Source organism: uncultured Chitinibacter sp., assembly GCF_945957625.1.
Classification (GTDB): Bacteria; Pseudomonadota; Gammaproteobacteria; order Burkholderiales; family Chitinibacteraceae; genus Chitinibacter; species Chitinibacter tainanensis.
The window spans coordinates 109,272-128,255 of record NZ_CAMFLP010000011.1 but is presented as its reverse complement, the minus strand read 5'-3'; the positions used below and the strand labels follow the sequence as shown (position 1 = coordinate 128,255).

The window sequence follows — 18,984 nt, the reverse complement described above, 5'->3', positions numbered from 1 at the left end:
GCGGGGTGAAGAACGAAAGCAAAGCGAAACCCTCAGTACCATGCTCCTCTCTCTCTACCACACCAGCACCGCGAACCGGCCGCGCCCAAGCCAGCGGCGCAAATCTAACCCCAAAACAAAGCCCAGCGTAGCGTAGCTGGGCTTTTTGTTCGTTAAAGCATTGCGAGAAGAAATCTCGCAAATATGTTTGAAGAGGTATATTGCCTAGGCTATTAATTTGTAGGGGCTATGGGCGTATACCCGGTGGGGCATATCTATTCCATTACAACTGCACAGCTAAGGTGCTACTTGTTTATTTTTCGAGCGTCGTTTTCAGTAGAAGCAAATCACGCCACGCTTTAGCTTTGTCGGGCATATTGCGTAGCAAATAGGCGGGGTGGTAGCTGACCACGACAGGCAACTGGCGATATTGATGCACTTTGCCGCGCAAAGCTGAAATCGGCGCATCATCTTGCAGTAGGTTGGAGATGGCAAAACGGCCGCTGGCAAACAGCACTTTGGGGGCAATCAGCTCGAGTTGGCGATGTAAAAATGGCGCGCATTGCGCCACTTCATCGACTTGCGGGTTGCGGTTCCCCGGTGGGCGGCATTTGAGGACATTGGCGATAAATACGCCATCGCCGCGGCGCTGGCCAATGCTGGCCAGCATATTGTCGAGCAATTTACCCGCCTTGCCTACGAATGGCTCGCCCTGTGCATCCTCTTCTGCGCCCGGCGCTTCTCCGACGACCACGAGCTTCGCTTGTGGGTCGCCCACACCAAATACTGTGTTCGTGCGGGTTTTGCATAGCTTGCAGGCAGTGCAATCGCGAATGGCCTGTTGTAGCTCTGCCCAATTCATTTGCGCAATCGCGCCGGCGCGCTCGTCGAGCTGTGTTTCGAGTTGTGCCGGTACTGGGTTGCTAGTTTGGGTGTGCCCCGGTTTACGGGCTTGCAGCACCTGATGAATAGCCGCAGCGCCTTGGGAAGGGGCTTTGGTGATCGTGCTGGGCGCATGCTCGAGTTGCGCTTCAATCTTGTGATGGGCCGCTTGCGCGAGGGGTGTAAATGCAGGCTCGCTGGCGGATACGGCAGGCGTCGTTTGATGCGGTAGTGCACGCTCTGCTGGCGCAGCTTCAGCGTCTGTCGCGCTGTTCGCTGCTTCTTGCCAGGCGGTAAGCTGCTCGCGCCGTACCCACAGTGGCGCGAGCCCCAGCTCGTTGAGTACGGTTGCGCGCCGATTCATGCCAGCTCCTGAGCTTCTTGCGGCTGTGCGCTGGGGATGGCTAAGGCTTTGCTGCACAGAATCGCGTCTTCGCGCAGAGATGACTGGCTGTCACTCGAGCTTGGTAGACACGGATAGTAATTTTTGCGGCGGCCGCTTTCTTGCCAGCCTAGGCTTTGGTAAAAGCCGCGCGCGCTTTGATTGCTATCGCGCACTTCGAGAAACAGCTGTCGTACACCTTCATTGGCTAATTCGCGTTCAACTGCCAGTAGCAGTTGCCGACCCAGACCTTGTCCTTGCCGCTCGGGGTGAATAGCGATCAGCAAAATTTCGGCTTCATCCAGCGTCGCCATCGCGACAGCAAAACCCAGTAATTGCTCGCCTTGCCAGAGCCCAAAGCAGTCGTGGTGGCTGAGCGAATCAAGCCACTGTTTGCCTGTCCACGGATGGGGATTGGTTTCACCATCTAAATCGGCCAATGGGGCGACATGGGCAGCGCTGAGGCGGGCAATGCGGTAGGTAGTCATTTGGCAACTCGTTCGCTGGTTTTTAGCGCGACTTTGTCACGCAAGTACACCAGATTGGCCTCATGCGCGGGCTGGACATCGCCACTAGCAAAGCGCGGCAGCGCCAGTTGCAGTAGTTGCTCGGCATTAGCTTGTTCGCTGGCGGCGACTTGGCTTAACTGAGCGCCTAAGCGCTTTTGCAATGCATCGGCATATGCCGCAAAGCCCGTGCCAATCCCAAACCAACCCTCCCCAGGCGGTAGCGGTACCGCATCGGGGTCGCACACTTGCTCTTCCAGTACCATCTGCCATGGCTGATCTAGCGCCACTCGCGTATAGGCGGCGGTATACACCTGATTCATGCGTGCATCGATACAGACATAGGCTTGCAAGGCACCACTGCGCTCGGCCAAAGCCAAGAGCGTAGAAACACCTACCACCGGTAGATTGCGGGCAAAGGCCAGCCCTTGGGCAATGCCGCAGCTGATACGTAGGCCGGTAAACGAGCCGGGGCCTTGCGGGTAAGCAATGCCGGTAATTGCGGCCATTTCAAGGCCTAGCTCGGTGAGCAGGGTGCGCAAGGCGGGCAGGGTGAGCTCAGCATGTTTCTGGCCCACCTGCCACACGCGGGCGTGAATTTGCCCGGCATGGGCAATCGCCAGAGAAAGTTGTTCGCTAGAGGTATCCAAGGCTAGATAAGCCATGCCTGCACCGTCAGAAGTAAAAGATTATTTTACCACGCTTGGCGTAGCATTCTGCCCCGGATTGGCGAGGTATTGCTGCCGGATACGCTCGATCTCGCCGCGCTCTTGTAGGCGCTGATAGGCGGCGCGAAACTGGCTCACTAAATTCGGATTCGCCGCCGGGTTAAATGCAAAATAGCAGCCATAGCCTTTGGCCAGCGTAAAGGCCGGCACAATCTGGCTGGCATCCAGCCCCAGCTCGCGGGCGCTGAAGATATGCGGAATCAACAGCCCAACCGATAAATCAAAGCGCTGGGCAAAAAGCATTTTTACCGTGCGATTTTCTTCGGCCGAAGTGGTATCCACCCGTTTCATATTAAAGCCGGCATTTTGTAGGGTTTGAATCCCTGCCGCGCCGCGCGGAGCGCCCAATACATAGCGTTCGGCATCTTTGAGATTTTGAATCACGATGTCGGTGCGCGGTTTGAGCCGCATCATCACCAAATCGCAATCATCATACGGCCCCACCCATACATATTGCTTATCACGTGCGGGGGTACGCACCATGGTATAGATGATGCTATCGGGCTCTTGTTGATTGGCTTGCACGGCGCGCAGCCACGGTAGGCTGAAGCGCTCGATGCGAATGCCGCTCTCTTGGGCCACCCGTTCCAGAATCTGATTCGCGAGGCCCAGATGCTGGCCATTGCGGGTGTAATTAAACGGTGCGAATTCCTCGGTATAGGCCTTCAGGGTGCTGGCCTGCGCCGCAGCCACGCCAAGCCACAGCAGCGCGACTAGACACATTCGCGGCAACATAGGCAGTAGCAAAAGGGAGTGGGGGCGCAGATTGAGCATGCCTTCAATCTAGCGGCGAAATGCCGGCCTGACATCTGTTTTTCGCTGATTGTCTTGCATTTGTGACGCCAAACGGTTGGCGCAAGGAGGGCGGCGGAGCTTTAGATTAAGATAGGCAGTATGAAAAAAATCCTGCTCAGTTGCCTGCTGCTATACCTGCCTAGTGTATGGGCCGGGCATGCTTATACTTTGGGTGATGCAGCCAAATACCCCGCTGATTATCGCCACTTTGCCTATGCCGATCCGGCGGCCAAGCCCGGTGGCCAGCTCTTGCTGCCCAATCCCGACCGGCGCAATAGCTTTGACAGCTTTAATCCGCTGATCTTGAAGGGCACACCCGCCGCAGGGCTGGGCGCGCTGATGTTTGAATCGCTGGGCGTTATGAGCCTGGATGAAACCGCCACCATGTATGGCCTGTTGGCCGACGATATCCGCGTGGCGCCCGATGGCAAGGCGGTTACTTTTCGGCTGAATGCGCAGGCCCGCTTTAATAATGGTGATCCGGTTACCGCGCAGGATGTATTGCACAGCTACACCCAGCTGCGCAGTCGCTATGCCGCACCGCAATTTGCCGCTCAGCTCGCGGATGTGCTGGCGTGCGAGGTGCTTGATGCGCGCACCGTGCGCTACCGCTTTAGCACGGCCAATCGGGAGCTGCCGCAAATCGTCGGTAGCCTGCCGGTGTTTTCGCATAAATGGGGCGCCGGCAAACGGCTAGACCAGATTGCACTCGAGCCACCGATCGCCAGCGGCCCGTATCAAATTGCCGCCTTCAAGCTCGGCCGCAGTATCAGCTATCAGCGTCGTAGCGATTATTGGGGCTGGCAGCAGCCGGCGCGGCGCGGGCAATATAATTTCGAGCGCGTCACCTACCGCTACTATCAGGACGAAACCGCGCGGCTGGAAGCCTTCAAGGCCGGCGAGTTTGATTTCATTACCGAATACAGCGCGCGCAACTGGGCGCGCCAATATCAGGGGCCGAAATTTCGCAGCGGCGAAATCCTCAAGCGCGAATTGCGCCACCACAACAGCAGCGGCATGCAAGGCTATGTACTGAATATCCGCAAGCCGCTATTTGCCGACCTCCGCGTACGGCAAGCCTTGGGGCTGGCGCTGGATTTTGAATGGCTCAATCGCCAGCTGTTTTACAGCCAATACGTGCGCCTCAATAGCTTTTACGCCAATAGCCAGCTGGCGGCCAGCGTCAAGCCGAGTGAGGCAGAGCTAGCTTTATTAAAACCGCTGGCGAAACATTTGCCGCCGGCGGTGTTTGGTGAGCTACCCGCGCCCCCCAACACTAATCCACCTAACTCGCTGCGCGACAATCTACGCCAAGCGCGTGAATTATTAAAACAAGCCGGCTGGGAATACCGCGACGGCGCACTGCGCAACGCCAAGGGCGAGCCGTTTACGTTTGAGATTCTGGACGACGGTGGCGCGATGGCGCGCGTATTCCCGCCACTGGCGCGCAATCTGGCCAAGCTGGGCATTACGGCCAAGCTGCGTAATATCGATTTCGCCTTGTATCAGCGCCGACTGGATAGCTTTGATTTTGACGTGACGGTACTGCGCTTTCCCGATGTGCAAAGCCCGGGGCAAGAGCTGCTCGATTACTACGGTAGTAAAGCGGCCGATGTGAAGGGCAGCAGCAATGTAATCGGCATTAAAAACCCCGCGATCGACGCGCTAATCGGCCACGTGCTGGCCGCGCCGAACCGCGCTGCCCAAATCACCGCCGTCCACGCCCTCGATCGCGCCTTGCTGGCCGGGCATTACATTATCCCGCACTGGTACAGCGCCACGCATCGCGTGGCATGGCGGGATCGGTTTGCCATGCCAAAAACCATGCCGCGGTATTATCAGGCGGGGGATTGGATGTTGGCGACGTGGTGGGTGAAGTGATGAGTTTTTACGAAATAAAAGATGTTGGTGTCAACTCAAAACCTCTATTTGTTGGTCTTTTTACTGGGTTATCAATTTTTGCGGTGGCAGGGTTATTTGAGGAGTGGCTGCCATTGTTTTTTATCAGTGGAGGTTGTCTCCTTGCTTTGAAGGCAATTGCTGATTATAGGAAAATGTATAGCAACACAATCTGTCAAGAGATAGATTGTTGTATTGATGATGTATTTATTGAGCGATTTAGGTTGCCAGGATATGCCGGCGAGCGTTTTCGGTATCGAATTGCCGCTAGGTATAGGTTTGATCAAAAATTTAATCTATCAAAGGTGTTTTTATTTGATGGTGATAATGTATTTGAGAGTCTGCAAGAAGCTACTAGTTTGCTTGACGCGATAACTGCACGTTCGAAATGTTTCAAATTGGATGATGGTTGTATTTATTTGAGTTCATTCGTTAGAGAAAATAAAAATAGTGAACTTGCTGCAAATATTGTCGGTGGAGGTGTTCTTATTTTTGTTGGGGTTGGTCTGTATTGGTTGAAAAGCAATTCTTGATCCGTTACTTGGGAAGGAATAGTTTATATAAATTTATAGCGCGTACTCCGGATGAGCCGTAGGCGTTATCCGACTCTCGCTGATGTATAGAGCTTGGATTGGCGGCTATGCGCCGCGGCACTTACTTCTCTTGCTTCGCTAAGAGAAGTAAGCAAGAGAAGGCGACCCGGGCGAAAAGCGCTCCGCGCTGCCCTTGCCGCGTCGAGAGCCAAACAAAAGGCCGTTTGTCTCTCTCCTTGCTGCGGTTTTCGCTACACGGGAATTCAAGCCCTAGTTTCACGAGCATGGCATATACATGCCGTGGTATAGCTCTGAGAATGATTATTCCGCATGGATTTGGTGGATATACCCCTATTGTGGTTAGTACGCATCGCCCGTGGAGACGAGCCGTTTGAAAATGACTCGGCGAGGTTTTAAGCCGCGTCGTGTTTGAGCGTCGCGACGTTAGCGCGACGCGAGTTGTAGCGGCGCCTCGCCGTGGCATTTTCATACGGGGTTTCGAGTCGATCGGGCGCGTTAGGGTTATCAGGGGCAAGGCAAGACTGCCCCTGATTCGTCTGGCGGGCGAAACCGCCGGTTTACCGCCTGCGGTAGCAGGCCTAGCTTTGAGTAAAAAAAGCGGTAATGCCTGATTGGTCGGACTTGTTTTGGATATTGCCGACTTACAAAGTGGATTAGAAAATATGTTGCAATACATCCTCAAACGCCTGCTGCTAATGCTCCCCACGCTCTTTGGCGTGCTGCTCGTCAGCTTTGTCGTGATCCAGTTTGTCCCCGGTGGGCCAGTCGAGCAGCTGATGTATCAGCTTAAAGGCCGCGGGGCGGCTGAATCTGCAGGCAATACCTCCACAGGCACTGCGGCCGGGGCATATCAGGCTGCGCGGGGGCTGACGGAGGAGCAGCTCACGCAGATCAAAACCCAATATGGTTTTGATCAGCCGGCACCCGAGCGTTTCTGGTTGATGCTGAAAAGCTATGCCACCTTTGATTTGGGCGAAAGCTGGTTTCGCCATGCCAGCGTGGCCGAGCTAATCCGCGAAAAGCTGCCAGTGTCGATGAGCCTAGGCATCTCTAGCTTGCTGCTGACCTATTTGATTGCGGTGCCGCTGGGCGTGGCCAAGGCGGTGCGGCAGGGCTCGCGCTTTGATGCGGCGACGACGCTGGTGTTGCTGGTGGGCTATGCGATTCCGTCGTTTGTGCTGGGCGTGGTGCTCTTGGTGCTGTTTGGCGGCGGCTCGTTTTGGCAGCTATTTCCGCTGCGCGGGCTGATGAGTGATGACTGGGCCACGCTCTCGGTGTTGGGCAAGGCGATGGATTTGCTCTGGCATTTGGCGCTGCCGGTGACGGCGATGGTGGTGGGCGGTTTTGCTAGCCTGACCATGCTGACCAAAAATGCCTTTTTGGAGGAAATCCATAAACAGTATGTGAGCACGGCGCGGGCCAAGGGGGCATCGGAGCGGCGGATTTTCTGGCGGCATATTTTGCGCAATGCGGCGCTGCCGCTGCTGGTGGGTTTGCCAGAGGCGATCATCGCGGCGTTTTTCACCGGCAGCCTGCTGATTGAAACGCTGTTTTCGCTCGATGGGCTGGGGCTGCTCGCGTATGAATCGGTGCTGCGACGGGATTATCCAGTAGTGTTGGGGACTTTGTATTTCTTTACCTTGCTGGCACTGATCGGGCGTTTGCTCTCGGATATCTTGTATGTCTTGGTCGACCCGCGGGTGCAATTTGCGGCGGTAGGAGAGCGGGCATGATGAACAATCACACCAGCAGTACCGCCATGGCGGAGCAAGGCTATTGGGCCCGCGCCTGGGCGCGCTTTAAGGCCCAGCGGCGCGCCTATTTGTGCCTGTGGCTGTTTGCCGCGCTGTTGCTACTGAGTTTGGGCGCGGAGCTGCTGTCCAACGATAAACCTTATCTGGTGCGCTATCAGGGGCAGTGGTATGCGCCGCTGCTGCAGGATTATCCGGAAACCACCTTTGGTGGCGATTTCCCCACCCCCACTGATTATCTTGACCCGTTTATCCAGCAACAGCTGCAGCAAAGCGGCAACTGGGCGCTGTTTCCGCCCAATCGCTATGGCGCCGATACGCTGAATTACTTTGCCAGCGCGCCCAATCCGGCGCCGCCTTCCAGCGAAAACTGGTTGGGTACCGATGACAAGGGCCGCGATTTGCTGGCGCGGCTGATTTATGGCTTTCGCACCAGCGCGCTGTTTGCCTTGGCGCTGACCTTAACGGGCTCGCTGCTCGGCGTATTCATCGGCGGGCTGCAGGGCTATTTTGGCGGGCGGATTGATCTATTTGGCCAGCGGGTGAGTGAGATTTGGGCCTCTTTGCCAGAGCTGTATTTGCTGATTATTTTCAGCGCGATATTTGAGCCTAGCCTGACTTTGCTGCTGATTTTAATGACGCTGTTTGGCTGGCTGGGCTTGGCCGATTACACCCGGGCCGAGTTTTTACGTACCCGCAGTCAGGATTATGTGCTGGCTGCGCGGGCTATGGGGCTGAGCCACTGGCAGATTATCCGCCGCCATGTGCTGCCCAATAGCCTGACGCCGGTACTGGCGTTTTTGCCGTTTCGCATGGGCGCGGCGATTTTGGCGCTAACTAGCCTGGATTTTCTGGGGCTGGGCGTGGGCCAGCAAACGGCGTCATTAGGCGAATTGCTGGCGCAGGGTAAAGCCAATCTGGATGCGTGGTGGATTTCGCTGAGCACCTTTGCGGTGCTACTGACGCTGATGCTCTTGCTGGTGATGATTGGGGAAGGGCTGCGCGCGGCGCTGGATCCAAGGGCTAAATAGGAGAGTATAGCCGCCAAGCCCTTTTCAATATTGGGCTACAAAGTTATACAGTATTCGGTATTGTTTAGATTAACTTAGAGTAGTCTTTGTAAGGCAAATTCAATAGTTCAGCAAGTTCTTGGGCGATGATAATTAAGTCCTCATGGTTGCCCGCTACGGTACAAAGACGAATTTGCGGGTGACGATAACTAAACAAATAGATATCACCCGACATCGGAATTTCACCGCCCTCTGAAGGATGGTTTTCATGGTGGTCGGCATATAGAAATTCATACTCTTGCACTGAAATAGCCTTACTTTGCGAGAGCAAAACATACGCGTTGCGAATTTCTTTATGCAATGTTTGTTGTTCGTGGTCGAACACATATCGGCTATGTGGCCAGAGCTGTTGAATCCGGGGGCGCTGCCATTCATAGGCCATCCACAACAGGCCAACGATGCCCACGGTGAGCATCATTCCATTGCGGCCGATCAGGGGTCCAAAAAATTCTCTCAGCAAAAAGCCTAGCGGTAACAAACTGATTATTAGTAGCAATAGTAAAAGTAAGGCTGCCCAGTTGCTCAGCGTCTGAGTGGCTTTAGTGCGACAAATTCGTACTTCGGGAATAACGGTTTTAGTCACGTTTTTGTAGTATTTTACGAATCGGCGTGGGTATCCCTGCAGCTAGTGCAGCATCAATGTTAAACCACTGCGCATTTGATTCATGCAGAGCGCTAGCCGCAATTGCATATGCAGGCTGCGGCGTGATGGTCAGTTTGTAATGGGTAAACACATGCACAAAATCGGGCAGGGCTGGCTCCAGCTCGATCTCGAGGCCGAATTGCTGTGCCGCCAGTTCACTAGCCGCAAGGGTGCTTGCAACCTCGGGCAAGCTCCACAGCCCGCCCCAAATGCCGGTAGGCGGGCGTTTTTGCAGCAAAATCTGCCCTTGCGCGTTGCGGATAATCAGCATCACGGTTGATTTCTCCGGCACGGCTTTTTTCGGCTTGGGCGTTGGAAGCTCGGCTTGGCGATTGGATAATCGCGCTTGGCAATCGGCGCTCATCGGGCAGGTTAAACAGCTTGGTTTTTTCGGCGTGCAAACGGTGGCGCCCAAATCCATTAGCCCTTGCGTATAGGCTTCGATGCCTGCGGTTGGTAGCAAGGCATTGGCCAAATCCCACAGCCGGTTTTCCACCGCTTTCACGCCCGGATAGCCCTCAATGCCGGCCCAGCGCGTGAGCACACGTTTGACATTGCCATCCAAAATCGCCGCGCGGGTGCCGTATGAAAAGGCTGTAATCGCTGCGGCGGTGCTGCGGCCAATGCCGGGTAGCTCGGCCACCAGTACCGGATCGTTGGGAAATTGGCCGCCGTATTGCGCCACCACGGCTTGCGCGCATTTGTGCAGATTGCGCGCGCGAGTGTAGTAGCCCAGCCCGCTCCATAGCGCGAGCACATCATCGAGCGGCGCCGCGGCGAGATCAAAAATCGTTGGGAATTTAGCCAGAAAGCACGGGTAATAATCGAGTACCGTCGTCACCTGCGTTTGCTGCAGCATGATTTCCGACAGCCAGACGTGATAGCCATCAGCCACTTGCCACGGCAGGCCATGCCGGCCGTGTTCTCGCTGCCAGGCGATCAGGCGAGTTGCAAAATCAGACATGCTTAGCGGGGCTTACTGGGTTTGGGAGTGGGTTTGGCAGCGGCCTTGGCTTTTTGCTGCGCCGCTTTACGTTCGGCCGCTTTGCGTTCCGCTTCCGCCTTGGCTTTGGCCGCGGCCGCTTTGCGTTCGGCCTCGCGCACGCGGGCCGCCGCTTCGGCTTGCTGTTTGGCCACCAGCTGCTCTTTTAAGCTGCTGTAGTCGGCTTTATACACCGGCGCATTGAGCGGGCCGGTAAAGCTGATGGGCAACACAAGGCCGGCCAAGCCACTGAGTGCACTCACTTGCGAGTTGGCACTGGCTTGCATGCGGTAATCAATTTCACCCCGACCCAGATCAATCTGGCCGGCACCGGCTAGCCGCAAGATCCCCGCGCTAACATTCAGGTCGTTATTACTGGCCACGCCATGCTTGAGATTAAAGGTGGCGTTGAGCGCCGAGAATTGTGTGCGGGCATCTTTTTGCGCGCTAGGGGTGATTTGCCCATTCATCAGCTTGATTTGCTGGCTGGCGCTATTGAGCAAGGCGGGAATATCAATCCCGCGAATTGCGCCCTGTTTCAGGCTTACCCGCACGGTGCCGCCGGCGGTGTGGCGCAGATCGGAAAGCTTATTGCCCACGGCGGCGATGTCGATGGTGAGATTACTGCGGCCTTCAAAGCGGCTGCTATCGATCACATCTGTGAGCAGGGTGTTGATATTCATATTGCTCAGCACTTGCTCGAGGCGGAAATACACCGGTTTTTTGCTGGCATCGATTTCGGCGCGGCCATTGAGGCGGCCTTCGTAAATGGTGGCCGAGAGCGGGTCGAGCACCAGGCGCTGGTTGCGGGCGATCAGCTTCATCGATAGATCATCGACGTGCATATTTTGTAAGACCAGCTCGCCTATGCGGATGGCGCCGATGGCGTTCAGCTCTTTGAGCCACCATAAATCCAGCTGCGCTGCATGATCAACGGTCTTGGCGCCGGCCGTCACGGCTGGCAGATACGGGGTGAGGTCGAGCTTGGCTACATCCAGATTCAGCCGGTATTGCGGCGCGAGGAAGTTCTCCATATTGATCTGGGTTGTGACGTTTTCGCCATCCAGCTTGCCGCTGCTTTCCAGATTGAGGATTTCATTGCGCAAATCCAGATCACCACGGCCATCCAGCTCAAAGCGGATGGCCCCGCGTGGCAGGCTACGGTTGGTGTAATTGCCGTTGAGTTTGTAATCGGCCAGCCGAATGAGCGAGCCGCGATAGAGCTCCAGCGGGCTGTTGTATTGCAGATTCAGCTGCTGCTGCGGGCTTTTATAGCGCACATTGATCTGGGCATTATTGGTGCGCAGGAAAGAGCGATGCGCGCCACCCAGTGTGGGGATGCTGGTATTCACGGCCAGCTCGGTCTGCTGGTCTTTCATCGCCAGCTGCATTTTCAGCCGGTGCAGATTCAGGGCGCTATCGGTGAGCTTGATTTCCGGCACATCGACCTGGCCGCTCCAATGCTGGCCCGCCCGCACGGCGCTGATGGCCACCGACATATCCCCGCCGGTGAGCTTAAGCGGCGCCCAGCCATAATTCAGGTTGCCGCGTGCTTGCAGTTGCGCTTGTTTTAGTTGCCAATCGGGTGCGCTTTCGCCGGATTGCACAATATCGAATTGAATATCGGCAACCCGCAGCGTGCGCTCTTTTTCCAGATAGCGCATGGCGGCTTCGCCGGTGATATTGCCCAGCCACAGGGGCTGCTTCGGATCATCGCCAATCGCAATATGCCCGCCGATGCTCAGTTGACCTTTTTTCGGATCGGTGAGCTCGCTCATGCGCAAATCCAGCGCCGAGATGGTCACGGCTTCGCCGATGAATTCGTCTTTCCAGCTCAGGCGCGCCTGATTGAAGGTCAGATTATCCAGCGCGACTTTGATTTTATCGTTGCGCGGGCGCAGAAGGTCTTCGAAGTTATAAGCGCCGTTTTCGTTGCGCACGATATTGAGTTCGGGCTCATCGATTTCGATAGCGTGAACCACGGTTTCCTGCTGGCTCAAAAGCGGCCAAAGGCGCAGCACGACTTTAATGCGATCGGCGTGGGCAAAAATCGTACTGTCATTAGGTTCGGAGAGCGTGGCGTTGCTGACTAGCAGCGCAGGGCGGGGCAGCAACACCAGTTGCGCGCGGCCACTGATATTGAGCTTGCGGCCGGTATCACTTTCGACCTGCGTGATGATCTGCTGGCGTAAGGCGTCGGACGACAGAAAGTAGGGCAGCACCCCCAGCAATAGGCTCAGGGTGAACAGCAGTAATATTAATATCCGTACCGGACGGGAATGACGCCAATCCATAACCACTTTCTAAACGCGCGAATCGGTCGATTATCCATAAGAAAGCGCTGAAACAAAAGCAGGATGTGAAAAACCCCATTGCCACGCCGCACCTGCCCGCACCGCTGGCGTGGCGCAGACATGGCGCAGCGGATTAAAGCGCATTATGATCGGGGCACCAATCGCAACCCACATGAGTTTTTATGGCAACGCCTACTCTGATTAAAGTCCGTGGTTCTCATCTGGATTTATACGGCCATGTGAATAACGCCCGCTATCTGGAATTTCTGGAAGAGGCCCGCTGGGCGCTGCTGGAAGAATACGGTGGCGTGCAATGGTATGCCGAGCGCGAATTAGCGCTGGTGGTGAGCCGCATTGATATTCGCTACAAACGCCCGGCCACTATGGGCGATGAGCTCTTGATTCACACTCGCCTGGCCACGTTGGGAGAGAAAGACGGCGTTATCGAGCAGCGCATTGTGCGCCAAGACAATGGCAAGCTGGTGGCCGAAGCCGAGGTCACTTTTGCCGTGCTGCACCCACGCGAGCAAGGCGCACAAAGCCTGGTCGGTGAGCTAGGCGAGCGTTTGCGCCGCCTGCAGTATGCCGTGGAGGGCGCATGATGTGGGCGCGTTTAGTGCAAAAGCTGCTGCTGTACTGCTGCGCGGTTGTGCTGCTGAGCTCATGCAGCGTGATTCCGAATGGTTTTGAAAAGCCGCAGGTGAGCCTGGCTGGCATTTCGGTGGGCAAACTTGGCCTCGTTGAGCAGCAGTTTGTGCTGCATCTGCGGGTGCAAAACCCGAATAATTATGAGATTCCGCTCGATGGCCTGCAGGTGAAAGTCGCGCTCAATGGCCAGCACTTTGCCCAAGGCGTCACGAACGAAAAGCTCGATCTGCCGCGGCTGGGGGAAAAAGTGGTGAAGCTGAATGTCACCACCAATCTCTCGGGCGTATTTAAGCAAATTCAGGCTTTGCAGCTGGGTAGCGCCAAGCTGAAGTACGAACTAACCGGCAAAGTGTACGCGCCGCTATTGCCGGGCGGCTTGTCGTTCGAGCGCACTGGAGAGCTCAATATCCTCGGTAACTAATGGCATGGATAGATACCCGATTAGGTATACGTCTGTAGGCATTATCGAGTATGGATCTTAGCGCTATACCTGGCTATCCAGCTCGCCAGCTTCGCCGCGACTTGCGCTGGGTAAGCGGCCAAATTGCTGCTGCCACACCCGGCGAAAATCGCGCGCCGAGCTAAAGCCGCTTTCCAGCGCCACGGTTTCAATGCTCAAGGCCGGATTGCCCAATAATTGCTGCGCTAGCGCCAGGCGCAGGCTTTGCTGATACGCATGCGGGCTGATGCCGGTGGCCTGGGCAAATTGCCGGCTAAGGGTGCGCGGCGTGGTGTGCAATGTATTGGCCAGGGTTGCTAAAGTCCAGCGCTGGCGCGGCTCGGCGCTGAGTAAATCTTGCGCTTTGTGTACCAGCGGCTGCAAATGATTGCGGTGTGCGAGCCAAGGCGAGAGCTGCGGATCATTGCCGCTGCGGCGCAGCCAGATCACCATTTCCCGCGCTACGCTTTGTGTGAGCGCCGGGCCAAACTCGCGCGCCAAAATATGCAGCGCCAGATCGATGCCGGCGGTAATTCCGGCGCTGGTTGCGATGGGGCCGTCTTCGACAAACAGCCGGTTTTCTTCCACCAAGGCTTGTGGCGCGGTTTGGCGTAGACGTTCGATCAGCGCATGGTGGGTGGTGCAGCGTCGCCCCGCCAGCAAGCCGGCCTGCGCGGCCAGCATGGTGCCCGAGCAAATCCCGGCCAGCTGGTGCTGCTGAGGATCAAATTCGCGCTGCAGCCAGCTCACAATGGCTTGCGCGGCCGGCAGGCGCAGATTCTCGCGCGAATTTTGCACCCCAATCAGCATCACCAAGGCGCCGGCGGGTAGCGGGCTGGGGAGCGGGTCGAGCCGGTGTTGCATCAGCCCAATCGACGAGCGCAGCTCAGGCTCGGCCGCTACCAGCTGCAGCTTGAGCGCCGCACCATGTTCGCGGGCGATTTGCAGCACTTCGGCGGGGCCGGCCAGATCCAGCAACATAAAGTGTGGGCTGAGGACAAAATACACATCGCGCATGTTTTAACCCTGCCGCGGGGCCCAGCCCAGCTTGTTGGCCAGCCCGCGCCCCAATGTGGGCAAGCCTGCTAAGCGCCCGCCAAACACATTCAGCAGCAAACCCAGCATCAAAATCGCCGCCCCCAGCCATTGCTGCGGCAGCAGTGCTTCATCTAGCAATAAGGCCGCGCTGGCGAGGCCAAACCACGGCACCAGCAAACTAAACGGCGCTACCTGATTGGCCGAATAGTCCTGCAGCAGCCGGTTCCAGATCGAGGTGGCCAAGATCGTGGCCACCCAGGCCAGATACAGCACGGCCAAAATCGAGCGCAGTGAAATATCGCGAATGGCGGTGGCGATGGCGGTTGGGCCATCTAGCCACAGACTCAGTAGCGAGAAAATAATAATCGGGGGTATCGCCGCCCAGATTAGAAAATGACTGGCTTGGAAGGCAATACCCTGGCGGCTAAGCTGGCGAATCAAAATATTGCCCAGCGCCCAGGCTGCCGCGCCACACAAGGTGAGGCTAAAGCCAAGCAGGCTCATCGCGCCCAAGCCTACGCCATGCGAGAGGCCAATCAGCGTTAGCCCGCCGGCCGCCACCAGCAGCCCCGCCAGCTGAAACCAGCGCCAGCGCTCGCCCAGCCACAGCGCGGCAAACAGCAGAGTGAAAAAGGCCTGCGATTGCAGCACCACCGAAGCCAGGCCCGCCGGCATGCCCACCTGCATGGCGGTAAACAGAAAGCCAAATTGCCCCACGCCCCACACCACGCCATAAGCTAGCCAGTAGCGCGCGGCGAGGGCCGGGCGCGGGATAAAAAACACCGCTGGTACCGCCACCAATAAAAAGCGCAGCGCGCCCAGCAGCATCGGCGGCAAACCGTGCAGCCCCCAGCGGATCACCACAAAATTAAAGCCCCAGCTACTGACCACCACCAGCGCCAATAGGTAATCACGCCAGCGCATAATTGGGCTCGCTAGCTAGGCGGCGCGGGCGGCGCACCAGTTCGCCCCGGCAGTTGGGGCATTGCTGCGCCAGATCGTGCTGGGCGCAGGCCGGGCAAAACGTGCATTCATAGCTGCAAATCCAGGCTTCGCCGCTGGGCTGAAGCGCTAGCGCGCAGCGCTCGCAATGGGGGCGCATTTCAAGCATGGCAAGTCTCCAGCGCGTGAGGGTTGGCTTGCAGTGTGGCGCACAGCGCTGCACTCGTCCAGAGTCGGGCAAAGCGCTGCGCCAAGACCAGCTCGGTACGGGCCTGAATTTCGCTGGCGCTGTAGTGGCGGCCATCGGGCCCCTGCATGGCGAAGGTGAGCGTGGCATCGGTAACAAATTCGATCGCAAAGCCCAGATCTGCGCCAACTCGCGCGGTGGTTTCGCAGCATTGCTCGGTGCGCATGCCGCTGATAATCAGCCGCTTGATGTTTCCCGCTTGTAGCCACGCGAGCAGGCCCGAGTCGGTGAGCGCATTGTGCACGCCTTTTTCAAAGGTGGCGGCGGGCTGATGGCGCAAAAACTGCATCGGCCGCACCCAGCCGCTGGCTTTGGCAAAGACGCCCTCGGGGCTGACATGCAGGATATTCACTACCGGAATCGCCGCTGCCGCGCAGGCGTCAATCAGCGCGAGCTGATTGGCCTGATAGGCGGGTAAATCGGCCGTGCTCCAGAAGGGGCGGTGTTCAAACGATTGCTGGACATCGATCACCAATAAGGCGGTGGACATTTTGTGACTCCTGGGTTGATGGGGTGAAGCCAGTATGCGCGAGGTAATTGGCGTAGATAAGGGCAAAAGCGGTGAAATGAGCGGACAAAAATAGACAATCAGCTGGCGGCAGGTCGGGATTTGCTGAAGCAAGCGCAAGGCTGATTGAGTTGTTGGGGTATGTTGTTCTGGTTATTAATTTTAATGGGTTTTATTTATATACCCTGGGGGTGTATGCAAGACCTTGTTGTGCGCTGCACGAAGGACTTTTAGCCTGAGCCTATTGTTCAGCAAGGAGTGCAGCATGGATTTCATGGCCTTGGTGCATCAGGCGCAAGCGCTGGCCCAGAGCGGGCAGCGGCGGATTTTGGGGTTAGTGGGCGCGCCCGGCGCGGGCAAATCCACCATTGCCGAGCGGCTACTGGCAGCCCTGGGCGAGCAGGCGGTGTTGGTGCCGATGGATGGTTTTCATCTGGCCAATGTCGAGTTGGCGCGGCTGGGGCGCAGTGCGCGCAAAGGTGCGCCCGATACCTTCGATGTGGCGGGCTATGTGGCGCTGCTGCAGCGCCTACGCCGGCAAGGTGCAGATGAGATCATCTACGCACCCACGTTTCGCCGCGAAATCGAAGAGCCGATTGCGGGCGCGATTCCGATCCTCGAGCGCACTCCGCTGGTGATTACCGAGGGGAATTATCTGCTCTTGCCCGAGCTAGGCTGGCAGCAGGTGCGCCCGCTGCTGGATTTAAGCTGCTATCTGGCGGTGCCCGATCTGGTGCGGCGCGAGCGCCTGTGTTGGCGCCATCAGCAATTTGGGCGCAGCCCGGCTGAAGCCGAAGCCTGGGTGCTGAGCACCGATGAACCCAATGCCGAGCGCATCGCAGCGCACCGGCACCTGGCGGATCTGGAGCTGAGTCTGGATTAGTGGCTTAAGCGCACAGGCATCGGGCGCTCATCACCGGCCATGCCATCATCACCGCCTTGCGCTGGTCAGTATTTAGCTGGCCGCGGCCTCGGCCGGGCGAGTGGGTAAATAGCCGTCAAAGCGGGTACTATCGCCCTCCAGACAAAAATCCGGTTTCACCCCAGCCAGTACGGGCGCCAGGCGCGGGCGCTTCACGGTCACCCGCTTGCGGGCAATTTGCCGCGCCGGGGCCAGTAGCGCGTCGGCATCCGGGTCGCCACCAATCAGGGTTTGAAAGGCGGCCATGTCTTTTTTGGATTTGGCGCGTTTGCCCGGCTCGGGAAACATCGGGTCGAGGTAAACCACATCAAAGCTTTGCGCTGCCAATGGCCCGCTGCCCGCGGCCAGCTCGGTCAGCCAGCTGCGTGCATCACCAAAATGCAATTGCATGCGCTGGGCAATGTCGGCCACCTGGGTATCGGCCGCTGCGCGGCGTAGGCCATCCTTTAGTAGTAGATACGCCACCGGGGTACGCTCGATGAGCGTGAGCTGACAGCCTAAACTCGCTAACACAAAGGCATCCCGCCCCAAGCCGGCGGTGGCATCGAGCACGCGCGGCAGATAATCGCCTTTGATGCCTACGGCTTTGGCCACCGGTTGGCCGCGGCCGCCGCCAAATTGCCGCCGGTGCGCCGCCGCCCCGCCCACCAGGTCAACCCACACCGGGGCTTTTTCATGCACGGCTTGCAGGCGCAGGCTGTCTTCCTGCCAGCACAATACATGGCTGGCCTCAGGAGGAATGTCAGTCCACAGCGGCAGGCCCAGCGCTTGGGCTTCGGCAATGAGTTCGGCTGGGGCGTGTGCGGTGAGCAAGCCGCTTAAGGTGAGGTCGGTCATACGGCGGCAAAGGCTTCCAGATCAGAGACGGGGCGATAGCGTACACGACTCAGACGGGCGATGGGGTCTTGCCGATAAAAGAGCTGTAATTGCCGGTAAACCTGCGGGTAATTGGCGTTTAAAACCTGCGGTGATTCAAAAAACATCTCGCTCAAGACGGCAAAGCATTCGGCCGGATCGGTGGCGGCGTACAGATCGATCTCGCTGGGGTGGCCGGCATTGGCCCGCCATTGCAAATCTTGATAAGCCGCTTGAAACGCCGCTTTCCAGTCATCGCGATTCATGCCGTAATGCAGCGGTGGCTCGCCATTGGGGTAGCCATTGCGCATATCCAGTTTGTGCGCCAACTCGTGAATCACCACATTAAAGCCATCCAGCCACGGGCTTTCCATCACATCATGCCAGGACAGCAGCACCGGCCCATCGCTGCGGGCTTGGCCGGCTAAAATCTGCTCGCCTTCGTGCACAAGGCCCGAGAGATCGCGCTCGCGGGTCTGACTAATAAATTGGCTGGGGTAAATGATCACTTCATGCCAGTCGTCATAGGCATCAAAGCCCAGATTTAAGATCGGCAAACAGGCTTGCATGGCCAGAATGACCCGCATCGGGTCGGACAGCTCGATGCCCGCCACCGGAGTGATGGTTTTGGTGCGCAAAAACCAGGCCGCCAGCTCGCGCAGGCGTTTCATCTCGCCTTCATCCAGCCCGCGTAAAATCGGCATGGTAGAGAGTGGTTGCCATAGCGCATCCTCGATCGGGTGGCGTTTAAGCCACCATTGGCGGTAGTGGTGGCGAAGCAGTTGCAGCATGGCAGGTCTCGGTCGTCTTTTCTTACTAGCAAATGGCCTCTCGGCCTTTCTTTTCAATATTCCTCAACCATAATTAATCGTGCGGCCGGATGCTGCATTGCGGGATTGGCGCAACAATTGCCACGCCAA

Annotated in this window: 20 protein-coding genes; 7 read left to right on the top strand and 13 right to left on the bottom strand. The window is 57.2% G+C overall.

The window, feature by feature from the left end; all coding sequences use genetic code 11:
• Nucleotides 1–292 precede the first annotated feature (292 nt).
• From QV747_RS13030 to QV747_RS13015, 4 genes are read right to left on the bottom strand one after another with little or no spacing between them, the layout of a single operon-like run.
• Nucleotides 293–1,225, bottom strand: a complete 933-nt coding sequence (locus QV747_RS13030) for a uracil-DNA glycosylase family protein (protein WP_273431519.1) — start codon at nt 1,223–1,225, stop codon at nt 293–295.
• Nucleotides 1,222–1,731 carry a ribosomal protein S18-alanine N-acetyltransferase gene (gene rimI, locus QV747_RS13025; RefSeq protein ID WP_273431516.1) on the bottom strand — a complete coding sequence of 170 codons (510 nt, stop codon included), beginning with the start codon at nt 1,729–1,731 and terminating at the stop codon, nt 1,222–1,224. Before rimI ends, QV747_RS13030 begins: the two co-directional genes overlap by 4 nt.
• Nucleotides 1,728–2,414, bottom strand: coding sequence for a tRNA (adenosine(37)-N6)-threonylcarbamoyltransferase complex dimerization subunit type 1 TsaB (tsaB, locus tag QV747_RS13020; protein ID WP_273431515.1), 687 nt, complete (start codon nt 2,412–2,414; stop codon nt 1,728–1,730). Before tsaB ends, rimI begins: the two co-directional genes overlap by 4 nt.
• A gap of 24 nt (nt 2,415–2,438) precedes the next feature.
• Nucleotides 2,439–3,200 carry an ABC transporter substrate-binding protein gene (locus tag QV747_RS13015; RefSeq protein WP_273431514.1) on the bottom strand — a complete coding sequence of 254 codons (762 nt, stop codon included), beginning with the start codon at nt 3,198–3,200 and terminating at the stop codon, nt 2,439–2,441.
• Between the two features lie 171 nt (nt 3,201–3,371).
• Between QV747_RS13015 and QV747_RS13010 the strand changes: the two genes are divergently transcribed.
• The 4 genes from QV747_RS13010 to QV747_RS12995 all read left to right on the top strand — a co-directional run bounded on the left by QV747_RS13010 (nt 3,372) and on the right by QV747_RS12995 (nt 8,507).
• Nucleotides 3,372–5,153, top strand: coding sequence for an extracellular solute-binding protein (locus QV747_RS13010; protein WP_273431512.1), 1,782 nt, complete (start codon nt 3,372–3,374; stop codon nt 5,151–5,153).
• Nucleotides 5,153–5,704 carry a hypothetical protein gene (locus QV747_RS13005; RefSeq protein WP_273431510.1) on the top strand — a complete coding sequence of 184 codons (552 nt, stop codon included), beginning with the start codon at nt 5,153–5,155 and terminating at the stop codon, nt 5,702–5,704. The genes QV747_RS13010 and QV747_RS13005 overlap by 1 nt, the downstream gene beginning before the upstream one ends.
• Nucleotides 5,705–6,387: 683 nt before the next feature.
• A complete protein-coding gene (locus QV747_RS13000) occupies nt 6,388–7,458 on the top strand; it encodes an ABC transporter permease subunit (RefSeq protein ID WP_273431508.1) in 1,071 nt (356 codons plus the stop codon).
• The gene (locus QV747_RS12995) at nt 7,458–8,507 is read left to right on the top strand and encodes an ABC transporter permease (protein WP_373317311.1); all 1,050 of its coding nucleotides are present in this window, start codon (nt 7,458–7,460) and stop codon (nt 8,505–8,507) included. The genes QV747_RS13000 and QV747_RS12995 overlap by 1 nt, the downstream gene beginning before the upstream one ends.
• Before the next feature lie 64 nt (nt 8,508–8,571).
• On the opposite strand, the gene QV747_RS12990 is transcribed toward QV747_RS12995, so the two are convergent.
• Genes QV747_RS12990 through QV747_RS12980 form a run of 3 tightly spaced genes read right to left on the bottom strand, consistent with a single transcriptional unit; the run spans nt 8,572 to nt 12,465 of the window.
• Nucleotides 8,572–9,129 (bottom strand): hypothetical protein, encoded by a 558-nt coding sequence (locus QV747_RS12990; protein ID WP_273431505.1) that lies wholly within the window; start codon nt 9,127–9,129, stop codon nt 8,572–8,574.
• Complete coding sequence (gene mutY, locus QV747_RS12985) at nt 9,122–10,153, bottom strand: A/G-specific adenine glycosylase (RefSeq protein ID WP_273431503.1); 1,032 nt, start codon at nt 10,151–10,153, stop codon at nt 9,122–9,124. The genes QV747_RS12990 and mutY overlap by 8 nt, the downstream gene beginning before the upstream one ends.
• 2 nt (nt 10,154–10,155) lie before the next feature.
• On the bottom strand, nt 10,156–12,465 hold the full coding sequence (locus tag QV747_RS12980; protein ID WP_273431501.1) for an AsmA family protein: 2,310 nt from the start codon (nt 12,463–12,465) through the stop codon (nt 10,156–10,158).
• Between the two features lie 182 nt (nt 12,466–12,647).
• On the opposite strand from QV747_RS12980, the gene QV747_RS12975 reads away from it, so the two are divergent.
• Both QV747_RS12975 and QV747_RS12970 read left to right on the top strand, forming a co-directional pair.
• Nucleotides 12,648–13,067 (top strand): thioesterase family protein, encoded by a 420-nt coding sequence (locus QV747_RS12975; RefSeq protein WP_273431499.1) that lies wholly within the window; start codon nt 12,648–12,650, stop codon nt 13,065–13,067.
• Nucleotides 13,064–13,534 (top strand): LEA type 2 family protein, encoded by a 471-nt coding sequence (locus QV747_RS12970; RefSeq protein ID WP_273431497.1) that lies wholly within the window; start codon nt 13,064–13,066, stop codon nt 13,532–13,534. Before QV747_RS12975 ends, QV747_RS12970 begins: the two co-directional genes overlap by 4 nt.
• A 63-nt stretch (nt 13,535–13,597) precedes the next feature.
• On the opposite strand, the gene QV747_RS12965 is transcribed toward QV747_RS12970, so the two are convergent.
• From QV747_RS12965 to QV747_RS12950, 4 genes are read right to left on the bottom strand one after another with little or no spacing between them, the layout of a single operon-like run.
• The gene (locus tag QV747_RS12965) at nt 13,598–14,569 is read right to left on the bottom strand and encodes a GlxA family transcriptional regulator (protein WP_273431495.1); all 972 of its coding nucleotides are present in this window, start codon (nt 14,567–14,569) and stop codon (nt 13,598–13,600) included.
• 3 nt (nt 14,570–14,572) lie between these two features.
• Entirely contained in the window at nt 14,573–15,514 is a 942-nt protein-coding gene (locus QV747_RS12960) for an EamA family transporter (RefSeq protein WP_273431493.1), read from the bottom strand.
• On the bottom strand, nt 15,501–15,701 hold the full coding sequence (locus QV747_RS12955; RefSeq protein WP_273431491.1) for a DUF1272 domain-containing protein: 201 nt from the start codon (nt 15,699–15,701) through the stop codon (nt 15,501–15,503). The genes QV747_RS12960 and QV747_RS12955 overlap by 14 nt, the downstream gene beginning before the upstream one ends.
• On the bottom strand, nt 15,694–16,269 hold the full coding sequence (locus QV747_RS12950) for an isochorismatase family protein (protein WP_273431489.1): 576 nt from the start codon (nt 16,267–16,269) through the stop codon (nt 15,694–15,696). The genes QV747_RS12955 and QV747_RS12950 overlap by 8 nt, the downstream gene beginning before the upstream one ends.
• 283 nt (nt 16,270–16,552) lie before the next feature.
• Here QV747_RS12950 and QV747_RS12945 point away from each other — a divergent pair, with 283 nt between their 5' ends.
• Nucleotides 16,553–17,170, top strand: a complete 618-nt coding sequence (locus tag QV747_RS12945) for a nucleoside/nucleotide kinase family protein (protein ID WP_273431486.1) — start codon at nt 16,553–16,555, stop codon at nt 17,168–17,170.
• A 72-nt stretch (nt 17,171–17,242) separates the two neighbouring features.
• On the opposite strand, the gene QV747_RS12940 is transcribed toward QV747_RS12945, so the two are convergent.
• Nucleotides 17,243–18,046, bottom strand: a complete 804-nt coding sequence (locus tag QV747_RS12940; protein ID WP_273431484.1) for a class I SAM-dependent methyltransferase — start codon at nt 18,044–18,046, stop codon at nt 17,243–17,245.
• The gene (locus QV747_RS12935) at nt 18,043–18,855 is read right to left on the bottom strand and encodes a zinc-dependent peptidase (protein ID WP_273431482.1); all 813 of its coding nucleotides are present in this window, start codon (nt 18,853–18,855) and stop codon (nt 18,043–18,045) included. The genes QV747_RS12940 and QV747_RS12935 overlap by 4 nt, the downstream gene beginning before the upstream one ends.
• Nucleotides 18,856–18,984: the final 129 nt, after the last annotated feature.

Bases quoted from the DNA above. Each gene is read 5' to 3' on its own strand.
- QV747_RS13030 (WP_273431519.1), bottom strand. From the start codon at position 1,225: ATGAATCGGCGCGCAACCGTACTCAACGAGCTGGGGCTCGCGCCACTG.
- rimI (WP_273431516.1), bottom strand. From the start codon at position 1,731: ATGACTACCTACCGCATTGCCCGCCTCAGCGCTGCCCATGTCGCCCCA.
- tsaB (WP_273431515.1), bottom strand. From the start codon at position 2,414: ATGGCTTATCTAGCCTTGGATACCTCTAGCGAACAACTTTCTCTGGCG.
- QV747_RS13015 (WP_273431514.1), bottom strand. From the start codon at position 3,200: ATGTGTCTAGTCGCGCTGCTGTGGCTTGGCGTGGCTGCGGCGCAGGCC.
- QV747_RS13010 (WP_273431512.1), top strand. From the start codon at position 3,372: ATGAAAAAAATCCTGCTCAGTTGCCTGCTGCTATACCTGCCTAGTGTA.
- QV747_RS13005 (WP_273431510.1), top strand. From the start codon at position 5,153: ATGAGTTTTTACGAAATAAAAGATGTTGGTGTCAACTCAAAACCTCTA.
- QV747_RS13000 (WP_273431508.1), top strand. From the start codon at position 6,388: ATGTTGCAATACATCCTCAAACGCCTGCTGCTAATGCTCCCCACGCTC.
- QV747_RS12995 (WP_373317311.1), top strand. From the start codon at position 7,458: ATGAACAATCACACCAGCAGTACCGCCATGGCGGAGCAAGGCTATTGG.
- mutY (WP_273431503.1), bottom strand. From the start codon at position 10,153: ATGTCTGATTTTGCAACTCGCCTGATCGCCTGGCAGCGAGAACACGGC.
- QV747_RS12980 (WP_273431501.1), bottom strand. From the start codon at position 12,465: ATGGATTGGCGTCATTCCCGTCCGGTACGGATATTAATATTACTGCTG.
- QV747_RS12975 (WP_273431499.1), top strand. From the start codon at position 12,648: ATGGCAACGCCTACTCTGATTAAAGTCCGTGGTTCTCATCTGGATTTA.
- QV747_RS12970 (WP_273431497.1), top strand. From the start codon at position 13,064: ATGATGTGGGCGCGTTTAGTGCAAAAGCTGCTGCTGTACTGCTGCGCG.
- QV747_RS12965 (WP_273431495.1), bottom strand. From the start codon at position 14,569: ATGCGCGATGTGTATTTTGTCCTCAGCCCACACTTTATGTTGCTGGAT.
- QV747_RS12960 (WP_273431493.1), bottom strand. From the start codon at position 15,514: ATGCGCTGGCGTGATTACCTATTGGCGCTGGTGGTGGTCAGTAGCTGG.
- QV747_RS12955 (WP_273431491.1), bottom strand. From the start codon at position 15,701: ATGCTTGAAATGCGCCCCCATTGCGAGCGCTGCGCGCTAGCGCTTCAG.
- QV747_RS12950 (WP_273431489.1), bottom strand. From the start codon at position 16,269: ATGTCCACCGCCTTATTGGTGATCGATGTCCAGCAATCGTTTGAACAC.
- QV747_RS12945 (WP_273431486.1), top strand. From the start codon at position 16,553: ATGGATTTCATGGCCTTGGTGCATCAGGCGCAAGCGCTGGCCCAGAGC.
- QV747_RS12940 (WP_273431484.1), bottom strand. From the start codon at position 18,046: ATGACCGACCTCACCTTAAGCGGCTTGCTCACCGCACACGCCCCAGCC.
- QV747_RS12935 (WP_273431482.1), bottom strand. From the start codon at position 18,855: ATGCTGCAACTGCTTCGCCACCACTACCGCCAATGGTGGCTTAAACGC.